The 13,819-nt window shown below is 52.6% G+C and carries 12 protein-coding genes; 7 read left to right on the top strand and 5 right to left on the bottom strand.

What is annotated here, in order from left to right; genetic code table 11:
- Positions 1–108: 108 nt before the first annotated feature.
- The 3 genes from ACAM29_RS11665 to ACAM29_RS11655 are packed head-to-tail and all read right to left on the bottom strand — an operon-like array spanning position 109 to position 3,116.
- Positions 109–639 (bottom strand): HugZ family protein, encoded by a 531-nt coding sequence (locus ACAM29_RS11665; protein WP_369624224.1) that lies wholly within the window; start codon positions 637–639, stop codon positions 109–111.
- Positions 636–1,052, bottom strand: coding sequence for a heme utilization cystosolic carrier protein HutX (gene hutX, locus ACAM29_RS11660; protein WP_369624223.1), 417 nt, complete (start codon positions 1,050–1,052; stop codon positions 636–638). Before hutX ends, ACAM29_RS11665 begins: the two co-directional genes overlap by 4 nt.
- Before the next feature lie 12 nt (positions 1,053–1,064).
- The gene (locus tag ACAM29_RS11655) at positions 1,065–3,116 is read right to left on the bottom strand and encodes a TonB-dependent hemoglobin/transferrin/lactoferrin family receptor (protein ID WP_369624222.1); all 2,052 of its coding nucleotides are present in this window, start codon (positions 3,114–3,116) and stop codon (positions 1,065–1,067) included.
- A gap of 143 nt (positions 3,117–3,259) precedes the next feature.
- On the opposite strand from ACAM29_RS11655, the gene ACAM29_RS11650 reads away from it, so the two are divergent.
- The 7 genes from ACAM29_RS11650 (at position 3,260) to ACAM29_RS11620 (ending at position 11,388) form a co-directional block, all read left to right on the top strand.
- On the top strand, positions 3,260–4,102 hold the full coding sequence (locus tag ACAM29_RS11650; protein ID WP_369624221.1) for a hemin ABC transporter substrate-binding protein: 843 nt from the start codon (positions 3,260–3,262) through the stop codon (positions 4,100–4,102).
- Position 4,103: 1 nt separating this feature from the next.
- Positions 4,104–5,129 (top strand): FecCD family ABC transporter permease, encoded by a 1,026-nt coding sequence (locus tag ACAM29_RS11645; protein ID WP_369624220.1) that lies wholly within the window; start codon positions 4,104–4,106, stop codon positions 5,127–5,129.
- 1 nt (position 5,130) lies between these two features.
- Entirely contained in the window at positions 5,131–5,886 is a 756-nt protein-coding gene (locus tag ACAM29_RS11640; RefSeq protein ID WP_369624219.1) for a heme ABC transporter ATP-binding protein, read from the top strand.
- Between the two features lie 69 nt (positions 5,887–5,955).
- Positions 5,956–6,459: a sigma-70 family RNA polymerase sigma factor gene (locus ACAM29_RS11635; RefSeq protein WP_369624218.1), complete on the top strand. Its 504-nt coding sequence runs from the start codon at positions 5,956–5,958 to the stop codon at positions 6,457–6,459.
- A 3-nt stretch (positions 6,460–6,462) separates the two neighbouring features.
- Positions 6,463–7,464 (top strand): FecR family protein, encoded by a 1,002-nt coding sequence (locus ACAM29_RS11630; protein WP_369624217.1) that lies wholly within the window; start codon positions 6,463–6,465, stop codon positions 7,462–7,464.
- A gap of 169 nt (positions 7,465–7,633) precedes the next feature.
- Positions 7,634–10,267, top strand: coding sequence for a TonB-dependent receptor plug domain-containing protein (locus tag ACAM29_RS11625; RefSeq protein ID WP_369624216.1), 2,634 nt, complete (start codon positions 7,634–7,636; stop codon positions 10,265–10,267).
- Positions 10,267–11,388, top strand: coding sequence for a cytochrome-c peroxidase (locus ACAM29_RS11620; RefSeq protein WP_369624215.1), 1,122 nt, complete (start codon positions 10,267–10,269; stop codon positions 11,386–11,388). The genes ACAM29_RS11625 and ACAM29_RS11620 overlap by 1 nt, the downstream gene beginning before the upstream one ends.
- Positions 11,389–11,453: 65 nt before the next feature.
- Here ACAM29_RS11620 and ACAM29_RS11615 read toward each other — a convergent pair whose 3' ends face one another.
- Both ACAM29_RS11615 and ACAM29_RS11610 read right to left on the bottom strand, forming a co-directional pair.
- A complete protein-coding gene (locus ACAM29_RS11615) occupies positions 11,454–12,674 on the bottom strand; it encodes an MFS transporter (RefSeq protein WP_369624214.1) in 1,221 nt (406 codons plus the stop codon).
- Positions 12,671–13,708, bottom strand: a complete 1,038-nt coding sequence (locus tag ACAM29_RS11610) for a methyltransferase (protein ID WP_369624213.1) — start codon at positions 13,706–13,708, stop codon at positions 12,671–12,673. The genes ACAM29_RS11615 and ACAM29_RS11610 overlap by 4 nt, the downstream gene beginning before the upstream one ends.
- Positions 13,709–13,819 lie beyond the last annotated feature (111 nt).

The following is a 13,819-nucleotide window of genomic DNA, read 5'->3' as shown; positions in this document are numbered from 1 at the left end:
AATCTGAGTTTTATAGCGGGCTGGGGGATTTGAGCCAAGACCTTAGGGCAGAAATTCTTTGCTACCCCCCCCCACCCGAGTATCGCTGCCGGCTATGATCATCAGACATCAGGTTGTGACGGACTCTCGTCTTTTGTGTCCGTCACGCAGGTGGCTAACACCCATACCCTGTGTACCTGTACCTTCCAGTGTGAAGGCGCGGCCAAATCCCTTCACATAGCGGCCACTTTGAGGAATCAATTTGAACAGTTTGAAGTCGGACAGTTGGCTCAAATTGTCAATGCGGCTACCCAGGCGTGCTGAAAGAATTTTGATCCCTTCTTCCCATGCCGGTGATGTTGTTTCAATGTGCTGTGCCTGTACCTTGTAGCTGACTCGTCGACGGGCAAACAGCTCCTTGGCACTGTCTTCATCTTCCATGATCAGAACCGATGCCGTCGGGTTGGCCTGAAGGTTTAATGCATGTATGGCTATTTCGCTCAGCAGGACATAAATTTCGCCGTCCTTGAATGCGAAAGGTGCATAAGATGCGTATGGCTCGCCTTCAATGGTCAGTGATGACAGCATCAGACTGCGACGGCTGTCGATGAAGGACTGGACCTCGGTACCAATTTTCTCTGCCTGGGTAGGGTTCGTCATGCGTCAGCTCCTGTATTACCCAAAAATTCTATGCCTGCACTTTTGATTTTCTTGAACGCTTCAACCTGGTTTGCAAATAGCTGTCCCTCGCGATCTCTGCCCAAAAATACTTTGAAAATCACGTCATCCTGCTGATTACAGAACACGAAGGCGTAGCTTTCGCGCCCACCGCGTGGGGTGTCCTGAAATCGAATTTCGTGGACTTTGCTCAAGTCCAGATGGCCCTGGAAACCAGCGCCAGCGGGTATCAGATTGTAAAAGCCGTGCCCGACTTCCCCTTTGGGAAAAGGGCCCTTGAATTCAAAGACGGACCCGCCGTGTTGAATGATCGTCATCATATCGCCCCAATCGGCGATGGTTTTCAGTAGGGTCTGAGCCGCATCCCCGGGGAGCACTGTATCGATTTCACTCATCTGTTCCGCTCCTTAAAAACGATAGGTGGTCGACAGAATCAATTCCCGACCGGCCTCGTCCAGCGATTCCCAGGCGCGTCGATAGTGTTTGTCGGTCAGGTTGTTCACCGTCAAATTCAGATCAAGGCCCGGAATGGCCTTGGGTGTATAGGACAGGTAAAGGTCAGTCAAGGTGTACCCATCGTAGCGTATGCCAGAGGTGTTTTCTTCATAGCCAGTGCGGTTCTGGGCACGAGCATGCTCCAAACGAACGCCCGCCAGCAATTGTTCATTCCAGAAACCATGGCTGATATCAGCGGTGAAGGTGTCGGCAGGGATGTTGGTTAAATCCTCACCGGTTTGCAGATCCTTGCCTCGCGTCAGACCATAACCCAGCTTGATTTTCAGGTTCTGAAGTTTGTAGGCCGCACTGACCTCAAAACCGCGGAGGCGTGCTTTATCCACATTTACCCAAGTGGTGTAGCCTGGATCCATGACAGGGAAAAAAGAAGGTCCGACAACAATCTGCTCGATGAAGTCATCAACTTCATTCTCAAAGACCGCCATTTGCAGTTCCAGATTGTCGCCACCGAGCAGCTCAGCCCAGTGTGCATTGGCAACCAATTCAGTATTGGCGGCTTTTTCAGCGTCGAGGTCAGGGTTTGATGCAAAGGTGTTACAAAAGCCAGGCCCCATGCAGAAGTGAGTGCCGGTGGTATACATTTCCTCCGAGCTTGGTGCACGGAATGCGCGTTCATGGCGTAACGACAGGCTGCCCCAGGTAACCGGGCTCCAGGTCAGGGCTGCCGAAGGAGAAAACGCACTGTCAGAGCGAGACCCCAGACCTTCGGCATCGGTCTCGAAATGATCATAGCGTCCTCCCAGTCGGGCAGACCAGTGTTCATTAAGTGCAATGTCGGCTTGCAGGAATGCACCCAACTTATCGGATTCGGCATCCGGTGGAACCGGGCGCCCACTCCCCGAGCGCTGACCACTGAACTCTTCACGACCAGCATCAATACCATAAAGGAACTGCATTTGCCCAAGGCTGGTGAGGTTATTCAAAGTAAACCCGTAGGCGTCCATTTGGGTGCTGTCTTGACGGCCATCACTGAGCCGAGATTCTTCCATTTCAACCTGATTGCGCCATACCATCAGATTGGCGTTAAGTAACGGTGAGGCAGTATCCAGGTGATATCCCAGCCGAAGGTTACGACTGCGCGTGTCGCGGTCAATCATGAAATTGCTGCTGGCGTTAGACACCGCTGCGCCGTTGGACGGTACCTGTCCTGCCGTCTTGACCTCAACATAACTCAGGTCAAGCGTCTGGTCCTGATCAACTTTCCAATCCAGTTTGGCAATGCCGCCTCGGTCCAGAATCTCGGAGCCCTCCAATGAGGAGTTGTCCCCGTGTTCCAGGTTGTTGCCATCGCGGTAAAACCCACCCAGCATCCAACTGGCTGAACCTTCTCGCCCTGCGAGGGCCGCGACCGATGCTTGCAGATCGCTGTTGGAGTTGTGTCCGGTTTTAATCAGCCCACCAAAATTTTCATCCCCTTCCAGCAGGTCGTCGGCACTTAACGTCTCTTGCGCAACAACACCGCCGATGGCACCCGATCCCCACAGTGAACTGACTGGGCCTTTCAGTACTTCCACCCGGCTGATCAGCTCCGGAGGGAGCAAGTAATCTGGCCGATGCCCCGAGCTGAAGTCCTGCCGCACGCCATCAACAGTTTGCAATACCCGACTGCCGGACAGACCACGAATGTTGACGGTCTGGTTGAGGGGGCGAGAGCCGCCAGCCACGCTCACATTAGGTACAGCCCTGAGCGCATCGGGTACCGACTGAGGCTGACGCTGCTCCATTTCATCAGTGTCGATTACGCCAACGGAACGGCGGCTGGAAACAACGCTTTCACCAAGGCGTGTGGCGCGAATGGTCAACTCGTTCAGCTCGTAAACTGGCTCGCTTTTGGGAGTCTTGGTTTCTGCTGCTGCGCAGGTGCTGGAGAGAACAGCGCTGATGGCCAGGACAATGCCCCGCTGAAGCATATGGACAGGCCGACTTCTATCAAGCGTGTGCATGATTGATCTCGCAGTTAGTGTCATTTGATTGAACGGTGTTTCAGTATGGAATCAAAAATAATCAATGTTGTAAATACAAATCGTTATCAATATCATATGATCCATGTGCTGAATAATTCAACAGAAAGGGAACGGAAGTGGGTATGAGTGCGCGACTGAAGAAGAACTTGGCCAGGCTTACGCTTTTTCTTGTGGTTGGCTCGGCTATACCTGCTGTTCAGGCTGAAGTCAGAAGAATCATCAGTACCGATGGGGCAACCACCGAGATGCTGTTGGCGCTGGGATTGGACGCATCGCTGGTCGCGGTCGATGTCACCAGTACGCTGCCTGAGCATCTTTCGAGCTTGCCCAGCGTGGGTTACCACCGTGCACTATCAGCGGAAGGCATTATGAGCCTGAACCCGGACGTGCTTGCCGGAAGTATGCATATGGGGCCAGCGAGCGTCGTTGAGCAAATACGAGCCGCAGGCGTACAGCTGATTCGGCTGCCGCCGTCTTTGGACCTTGATCAGCTTGAGGCTAATATCCAGCAGCTTTCAGATGAGCTGAACGGCGATGCAGCAGTGCAAGCGTTGAAATCCGAGTTGCAAGCCCAGAGGGTACAACTGGAAAGACAGACGTTACCGGGTACCCGTGCGGTCTTTTTGATGGCAGGTGAAAGTCGTCTGCGGTTGGCGGGTAGCGGCACTTCAGGTAACGCTTTGCTAAGCCTTATCGGCGCTGATAACCAGGCTGACTTTGAAAACTATCGTACCGTGACCGCAGAGGCAATTCTCGCGCTCCAGCCTGAGTTGATAGTACTGTCAGGTGAAAGCGATCAGGCCACAGCTGATCGCTTGCTTAAGCAGGCGCCTATGCTGGCACATACGCCGGCTGCCCAAAATGGCCATGTTTTCACCGTTGATGGCCGTACATTGGTGTCTGGTATCGGACTGGCTGCGTTGCGTGAAGCATTGCGGATTACAGCCTTGATGGAGGACGATTGAAGTGCGCCTATCGGCTTCCATCGTTGCTCTGGTTCTGCTTTCAGGCCTTGCTTTGGGTGGCGTGCTCTCTATTACCACCGGCCCAATGGCGTTGTCGATGTATCAAAGTCTGTTGGTTCCGTTTGACCATGTTTTTGGCTGGGAGCTGGCGCAGTTACAGGATTACCAGCGGGCCGTGATCATGGAGATGCGTGTACCCAGAACACTGTTGTCGATTCTGACCGGTGCCTTGTTGGCTCAATGTGGGGTTGTGATGCAGGGACTGTTTCGTAATCCACTGGCAGACCCGGGCATTATAGGCGTCTCTTCTGGAGCGGCGGTGGGGGCTGTTTTTGCCATCACTCTCGCACCTGTCGCCTGGATCGAGTGGTCTACCCCCGTAGGTGCTTTTCTGGCAGGCCTGGCAACGACTCTGGTTGTGTACTCATTGGCCCGTACCCGTAATGGTACTTCAGTTACCATCCTTCTTCTGGCGGGTGTTGCCTTGGCTGCATTTGCTGGCGCCGCCATTGGCCTGATGAGCTATTTTGCCAGTGATCAAGATCTGCGTTCGCTTAGCCTTTGGCAAATGGGATCACTGACATCTTCATCTGATATCGGCCGCTGGCTCGGACTGGCAGCGCTTGTCATGACGGCGGTTCAATTTCAGCGCCGTGCGCTGGCATTAAACGCCATGCTGTTGGGTGAGTCCGAAGCGCGTCACTTGGGAATCAACGTTGAGCGACTCAAACTGGAACTGATTCTGATGACGGCGGTTGCGGTTGGTGTTGCCGTTGCCAATACAGGTGTGATCGGTTTTGTTGGGCTGGTCGTGCCACACATCGTGCGTATGTTGACGGGGCCGGATCACCGCCTGTTGCTGCCACTGTCTGCGGTTTGCGGGGCATTGATGTTACTTCTGGCGGATACCTTGGCGCGAGTTTTGGTACCGCCTGCAGAAATTCCAGTTGGAATTATTACTGCTCTAATTGGTGCTCCCTTCTTCCTGGGTCTTCTGATTAAACAACGTAGTTTGGGCAGGCTTTGATATGTTAAAAATCGATGATCTCGCATGCCACAGTGGTGGTTCCCGATTGTTGAGTGTTACGCAGCTCAAGTTGAAAGCAGGGGAAATTCTGGCGGTTTTGGGTCCAAATGGCGCCGGCAAGTCAACGCTGTTGAAGTCCATTTGTGGTGAAATCCGCTGTGAGGGCAGTATTCAGTTACATGACCGGAGTCTCTCAGATTGGCCTGCTGATGAGCGCGCTCGTCATGTGGGTGTCTTGCCTCAGTCCAGCCAATTGACTTTCCCTTTTTTGGCGCGGGAAGTGGTTGAACTGGGGCTTATCCCGTTGAGTTTTTCACGCGGTGAGGCCAAAACCGAAATTGATCGTGTGATGGAGTTGTGTGACTGCGCTCACCTGAAAAAACGAGCTTTCCCGACACTGTCAGGCGGTGAAAAGCAGCGTGTGCAGCTGGCTCGTGTGCTGTTGCAGCTGAGTCAGGCAGAGCGGCCCCCGTTGTTGTTGCTGGATGAGCCTACTTCAGCTCAGGATTTGGGGCATCAGCATACCCTGCTGGCACTGCTTAACCAGCTTGCCCGTGACGGATATGGCATCATCAGTATCCTGCATGATCTCAACCATTGTCTGCATTATTGCCAGCGCTGTCTGGTACTGGAGCAGGGCGAAGTTCGTCACCAGGGTAGTCCTGCCAAAGTTCTCGTTCCGGATAACATTCATGATATTTGGCACTACCGTCCGGCCTTCGGCACGCTGGAAGATAAGCGTGCCGTGATGGCGTGAAGTCTCATCAGAACCGGATTTTTTTCCACGAAATGATGTTTATCCATTTTTATCGGAAGGCGGCGGGCAGTGAGAAAACAGCACATCAAATCACATCCAGTGGCTGGTCTATACGTTGAGAATCAATCATGGCTGCGAGGCTGGCTATACCGCAAAGTAGGTTGTACACACCTTGCCGCTGATCTGGTACAGGATACCTTCGAGCGTCTTTTGAAACGCGAATCATACGGAGATGTTGAAAAGAGTGGCGCTTACTTGAAAACCACTGCACGTAACCTTGTGATCGATCACTGGCGCAGAAAAGCACTGGAAGCGGCATATATGGAAGCGTTGCACATACAGGGCGAGACCTACCACCCTTCTCCGGAAGAGCAGCACATGCACTTGGATTTGCTGAATCGGATTGACCAGGTTGTACAGCGCTTGCCGGTCCAGACCAGGCAGGTCTTTCTGCGAGTGCAGCTGGAAGGATGGGGGTATGCCAAAGTGGCTGAGTCGTTGGGTATTTCGGTGAGTACAGTAAAACGGCATCTCAAGACTGCACTGTTAGAGTGCTGTTTTTACTGCGAGTAATCGATGAGTCAGGATTCGCCCAAACATGCTGTAATTCCCCGGCATATTGCCAATGAAGCGATTGACTTGTGGATGTTGTTACAAGAGGTCGGTGAGTCCGGTGAGAGGCGTCAACTGCTGGAACGTCTGGCTCAATGGCAAAACCGCTCCGTTTTGCATAAGCTCGCCTGGCAACGCCTGACTTCTTTTCAGACAGATTGGGACGCGCTTCATACAGAAAATCTTCAAGGTGTCAGCCGGCGGGTGTTGGGTCGCCGCAAAGCCCTTGGACGGCGGCAGTTGCTTTTGGCCGGTATTGCTTGCGGTGCTTTGAGTACTGGCTGGTTCTGGTCCCAACGGCAGCCGTTTGCTGGTGTGGTATACCGTACCGGCGTCGGCGAGGTTCGTAGCCTGACGCTGCACAATGGCAGCCGAGTACAGCTCAATACTTCGACTGAACTTTATGTAAGTGTGGGAGCGGAAGGGGAAATGCACCTTCGTCTGACCGCCGGCGAAATATTGGTCGAAACCGTTCCTCGCAAGACTTCTACAGCAACGCCGGATCCAGCCATGGTCGTGCAGACCGAGTTGATGCGAGTACAGCCGCTGGGCACCCGGTTCTCTGTGCGCGTGGACGACGCCTATGTCAAGGCGTCCCTGTATGAAGGTGGTTTGCAGCTCGATTCACCGTTGGCACAGGAATCTTGGCAACTGTTGCCAGGAGAGTCTCTGACCCTGTCCAGATCGGGTAAGGTGAGCCGAGGCCAAAGCAACAGCCAGGAACTTGCTTGGCAGCGGCGTATGTTGGTCGTCAACAGTATGCCACTGAAGTACTTTCTTAAGGAATTGTCTCGTTACCATCACATGTGGGTTCGTTGTGCCCCGAGTATTGCTGAATACCCGGTTTCAGGCACCTATCCGATTGATGATCTTTCTTCGGTATTCAAAGTGCTCGGTGATCAGCTTGGCGTGGAATTCAATACTTATCTGGGTGTATGGGTGATTGCACGAGATAAATTGAGCTGATTTTAATTCTCATTCGTCTTTGTCTTAAAGCAGCAAAAAACTGACTGAGTGACGGGGCAGTAAAATGGATGGGAATAGTAAACGATACTTTAATCTGATGCCCTTGGCAGGGGGGGTAACCCTAACGGTACTGGGCTTCTCACACGCTATGGCTGCAATGCCGGAGCAGATGGCAGCCAGGACCACGGCTTCTGTCCAAGTGGAAAAACGCTATGCTTTTGCAATCAATGAAGGAGAGTTGGCCAGTGTGCTCAATGCCCTGGGTCAGCAGGCAGGTATCCTGATCAGTTATGATCAGGCGCTGTTGCAGGACAAGCAATCGTCTGGACTGAATGGCAGCTATAGCCTGCCGGAGGCGTTGCGACAGATACTTGAGGTGCACGGACTCGGTGTCAAACAGTATGGTCCTGTTAGTTACGCCATTATAGGCGCGGACCAGGCTGACCAACCGCTGACACTGCCATTGGTGCGCGTAACAGGTCGTGAGGAATCGCCCGATATAAAGCAGCTCAAGCAGATCGATATGCGTGATAGCGCACGTTCTGACTTTGCTGAACTGCTGAGCATGGTGCCGTCTGTTCGAGTGGATGACACCGCCAGCTCGAGTCTGCGACAGGGAGACCTAAAGCCAGCCGAATTCTCCATTCGTGGCGCTGCACCCTATCAGAATAAGCTGATGCTTGATGGCTCCAGCATCGACAGTATGCTGGACCCGATGCAAAAAGAGAGACAGGACAGTTACACCAGTGTTGCTGGGCATTCGCAGGGACTGTTTGTTGATCCGGGGTTTGTCAAAGAAGTTAAAGTGATCGACGTCAACGCACCGGCTCGTGAAGGTAATTTCATCGGTGGTGTAGTCAAGGCTGAAACTCAATCCTATGATGGCCGTGATCGTTTTGAGATCAGCCATCGAATGACCAAGGGCAGTTGGACCGAGTTTCATGTGGACGACTCACAACTGGGCGAGTTTGAAGATGGTGCTGCACAATTACCGGTTGGGGTACCGGGTGAGTTTCAACCTGATTTTGAAAAATCCGAAACCACGCTGTCGGGCGCAACCCGTGCCGGTGATTTGGGTCTGTTCTTTGGTTTGAGCGAAAAACACGCCCAAATCACTCAGAAACAGGCCGTCGTTATCGATATGGATCACTTTTTAGAAACCGGCCGTATTTTCAAGCCTGGCGAGGAAAAGGCGCTTGACCGAAATTCGCGCTATGCCGTGATGCGGATGGACCTACTGGAACGTGACTATGACTTCAATGCCTCTCTGGCTTACAGCGATTACAAAGAAGACAGCTTCCTGATCAATTACCGCAACTCTGATTACAAAAGTCAGCACAACGGCCTGAATTTGAGCCTGAATTTTGGTCAGAACCTGGGCGAAACCCGGATGGATCTGAACGTCAGCCTTGGTACCAGCTCGGATGAGCGTAATTTTGAGCAGAATGTCATCGACCAGTATAAATACACCTCTATTTATGGAGCGCAAGGGATTAATGGAGGGTTTGGGCAGCTGGCCAATACTCAGCGCACATTGGGGGCAACACTGGACTTCATCACGCCGCTGAGTGAGCAGGTGAAACTGAATTATGGCGGCGAATTCAAATGGTCCTATTACAAGCAGGACAGGGGCAACGATTTTACTTTTAACGAGTACACGCTCGATTTTTCCCAGCCTCTGCCGCCTCAGACTTCACCGGGGTCATGGGCACCAGATGCTCAATACCACAGCCGTGAGGCCACTTATGGCAAGGGTGTCATCGATTTTACCAACCTGAATACAGCCGCATATGCCGAACTGGAAGGCGAACAAGGCCGTTTCTTCTGGCGCACGGGTGCACGCCTTGAACGAGACAGCTGGTTGGGAAATACCAATTTGGCGCCGCGTCTGCTGGCGGGTTTGTACTTGGATGAAGCGCATGACTACCGCGTAACGTTGGGTGCCAACCGCTATTATGGCAAGTCATTCCTGTCCTATAGACTGCGTGAAAAAGAGCGTAGTCTGCTGACCATTCGCGAACGTACCGGTAGCACTGGCGCTTGGGTCAATATCGATCCGAACAGTGAATGGGAATATCGTGATTTGGAAACCCCTTATGACGATGAGTACAGCCTGGGACTCTATGGGCCGGTGATGGCGGGCCAGGCCGGGTTGCAGTTGGTGACGCGCAAGGGGCGTGACCAAATACGCACCCATTATGATCCCGAACGAAAAATGAGCTGGTTTGCCAATGATGGTGCCAGTGACACCCATCAGGTTGATTTGTTCTGGCGCTCTGAGCCCCTGTCTTTCATGGGCGTCAACTGGACTTTAAACTCTAGCCTGGCCTGGATGGACAAGAACACCGACAGCCGTTACGCCAGTGGTACGGGTGGTTATCTGTCCAGCAGTGATGCAGAAGAAGAGATTATTTACGAAGGTCAGCGCATGGCGCGTTACGAGATGCCGGCAACGGATTTTGCCACACCGATAACGGCCAATGTTGATCTGATTACGCAGACGTTGAACGATCGTCTGTTTGTACGGAATTCTGTGGCATTGAGTGATGGTTATCGTTACCTGAAAAGTTTGGGCAATGACAGTGCGACTGGATTGAAAGCCTATTCCATTGAAGAACAGGGTGCTACAGCCCGATGGGATCTGAGTGTCGAATATCAATTGCTTGCGTCCCCGTCTTCGCCGTATTTGCGTGCGGACGTGATCAACGTTCTGAATAGCGGAAATGCCATTAGTGGTGAATCCGGCGTGCAATTGTTCGGCGTAGGTCGACAGTTCTGGTTGGAGCTGGGATACCGTTTCTGATGAACAAGCCAGCTATCTTGAAGTGTATGCTGGTGCTGCTTGCAGTACCGGCCCTGGCGCTTGCCTCAGAATCCCCACTGCACGCGCTGGTCGAGCGTTACCGGCAAGGCCCCGACCATTGGCCACAGGCTAACGTGGATACAGGTGTTGACTATCAGCCATTGGCCGCGATCGCCGAGCAGGTGCCGGTTCCAGCAAATAACCCATTAACCGCTGCAAAGCATGAGCTGGGAAAACATCTGTTTTTTGATCGACGTTTATCTGCGTCTGAGCAGATCGCCTGTGCCAGTTGCCATGATCCTGATCTTGGTTGGGCTGACGGTCGGCGTGCGTCCATTGGCCATAACCGCCAGAAAGGCGACATCAATGCACCTACGGTGGTGAACTCGGCTTGGCTGACTCATATATTCTGGAACGGGCGTGCAGCCTCACTGGAAGAGCAGGTCATTGCCAGCTGGACCAATCCAATAGAGATGGCTGCTGATACCGATGTGGCAGTGGAGCGCTTGAGTGAGACGCAAAGCTACCCTGCACTGTTTGAACGGGCGTTTGGTAGCGCGGAAGTGACACCAGAGCGGGTCGCCCAAGCGATTGCGAGTTTTATGCGAGGTTTGACTCTGACCAATACACCCTTCGACCGCTTTATGCGAGGAGACACGGATGCAATGAGTGACGAGGCCTTGCACGGGTTGCACTTGTTCCGCACCAAGGCGCGCTGTATCAATTGTCACCATGGTTCGCAGCTGACTGATAACCGCTTCCATCATTTGGGTACGTCTTTTCATAACGTGGGTGATTTTCAGGGGCGCTATAGGCTCACAGGTGCCCGAGATGATGTAGGTGCGTTCAGAACTCCCAGTCTTCGAGGTGCGGCTGAAACGCCACCATTCATGCACAATGGTTTTGTAAAGGATCTGGATATGCTGCTCGCGCTTTATAACATGGGGTGGTGGCAAAATGCAGAACTGCCGGATAAAGGCAACGACATACCCACAGCAAAGCTGTCTCCACTTATCAAACCGTTGTCTTTGAGTGGTACAGAGGTGCATGCGCTAAAGGCTTTCTTGAACAGTCTGAATGGGACGATGCCGTGGATGGAAATGCCAGAACTATTGCCCTGAAGATTAATATCCAATCGGCATCTATGACCCGAAATGTGAGTGAACAGTGCTCCAAAATCTTTACATCAAGTATGTATAGCTTCCTTAATGTGCTTGCGGTACGTGATTGCTAAAACAAAAACGACGCTCAGGCAGATAACTAAGCCAAGTAGCATGCCCCCATAGCCGAAATTTCCGATCATGATGCCTGAAGCCATTGGTGCCAGGGTGCGTGCGAACGCAAACAAACTCGATTGGATACCGTAATCCACCGCGGTTAAGCCTGGGCGCGTATAGTACATCATCAAGCCAAAAATCAGCCCTGAAGCAGCTCCCATAGCCAGAGCGGTGAAAAGGGCAGCTGCGGCAAAAGCCGGGAACGACATTTGGAATGTACTAACCAATAGCAAGCTGCCAACAGAGGCTAGACTCAGGAAAGCAAAAACTGGAAGAGCTACAACGGGGCCAGACCTGCGAGTGAGGCGGCTGCCGAGTAGGCTCGCGAGAGCACCAACAAAGCCACCGCCGATACCGACCACTGTAGCAATACGATCGGCTTCAAAACCCTGATCCAGCATCAGAGGTTTCACATAGACCCAGGCCGCACCGATAAACGGAAAATAGAGCAGAATCATGAGTGCCCAGCGACGAAAGTCTGGGGTTGAGAAATAACTCAACCAATCCTTGAGTCCCGCGTGCGGAGTGCTTGACTCTGCGTGTTGGATGGGTGTGTATGTGCGTGTCAGAGCTAGTAGTAATACGCCAGACCCCAGCAACGCAGCTAGAGTAGCAAACGGCCAGGCCCAACCGAGCCGTGTTTGCATCAGCAGCATGACGCCTCCTCCCATAATGGCACCCAGTGATGTCGCTGCTGAGCGAATGGCACCTGCTCGGATACGCTCAGATTCGGGCAGGTACTCAATGGCTAATGCATTCACTGGGATATCGGCCCAGGTGCCGATCAAGCTAGCGGTCAAGGCCAGGGTAAAAAGTATGCCCCAGGACGTGTGTTGAATATCGAAAAAAGCCAGAAGTACGAGTATGGAGGAATACAGCAGGGTCAGTATCATGCTCCAGTTGTGGTAGCCATGTTGACCGATACGATAACGATCAACAGGTGTTGCTAGCAGAAACTTGAGGACGGCAGGTAAACCGGCCAACTGGAAGAGGCCGATCTCGGTCCCAGACCAGCCATACTGGCGCATGATCATGGGTAGACCAAGATATAGATAAATAATGGGAGCCGTGAACGCAAAGTTTAGCCAGCCCAGCATCAATTGCAGGGGCCAGTAGTGAGTGTTTCTCATACCGGTTTCCTTCCTGTGTGGACCCAAATAGGGGTCATGGGAGCATGCAGCAACTGTCGGCTGTCCAGTAGTGTCAGATTGTGACGTTGCAAGATGGTGGGCAGTTCATCTTGGTGTGGAACATAGTGTCCACGTAACATCAAAGGCATATAGAACGGAAGTGTTTGTAAGGCTTCGGCTGCCGTATTGGCAATTTCCGCATGAGCGCATACCAATAGCCCACCGGGCTTGAGTGCTGAGATCATTCGATGCAGCACGGTGTCAATGTCAGGAAGGAAGTGCAGCACTGATGAACACCAGATGAGGTCGTAGGGGCCGCCGAGATCATCGGTAGCGGCGTTCCCCCCAAGAGTGTCCAGCCGTTCTTGCAGTCCTGCTGCCTTGATATTGCTGTTAGCAACTTCAGCAGTTGATGGCAGATCAAAAACAGTACCCGTCATCTCCGGGTACTGTAGGGCCAACTCAATGCTAATGAAGCCTGGGCCTCCGCCTAAGTCAAGAAACCGACCCCGGGAGGGGATCTCGATCTCTTGCAGTAATTGCGCCACAGCTGGGGCGGTAATGGTACGCTGCTCCTGAGCGATTTGTCCCTGAGCTGCATGGGCCCATGCCTGTTCTGATTGCACCGCCGCAAAATCATTTCCTTCAAGACGGCCTTCAAGGTATGCCGGCAGATTTTGTCCGCATGTATTAAGCGTTTCAGTGCGAAAGCGCCAAGCTTTAGCGTAGCCCTGATCCGCATCATCCAAAAGATAGCGTTTGGCAGAGGGGGTCAATGTGTAGAGCGTGGTTTCAACGGATCCCCCTTCGGACTTTTTTCTTTCGAGTATGTCCATGCTCCAGAGCAATTCCATCAGTACTGCAGTGGCTTTGGGGTCGAAATGCAGTTGTTTGGCCAGTTTTGTGCAGGTTGATGAGGTTTTCAGAGCGTTCAGCAGCCCGCTGGTCATGGCGTACTCGAGAGCCTGTACCTGCAGCACGGCAGAAGCCAGGTTCCAGTATCGCTGCATAGGATGGGGGGAGGTTAAATCCATGCATCATCTCCATGTCATAAAGTTGAACCAACCAGATGGTTAGTGTGATGAGTGTGATGTGCATAGCCTAACTCTTTAATGCTACTGGTTATCATTTAAAAAGTATGATGA

The sequence above is a fragment of the Marinobacterium sp. BA1 genome (assembly GCF_041155135.1).
GTDB lineage: Bacteria > Pseudomonadota > Gammaproteobacteria > Pseudomonadales > Balneatricaceae > Marinobacterium > Marinobacterium iners.
The sequence above is the reverse complement of the archived record's forward strand: the minus strand, read 5'-3'. Positions and strand labels throughout refer to the sequence as shown.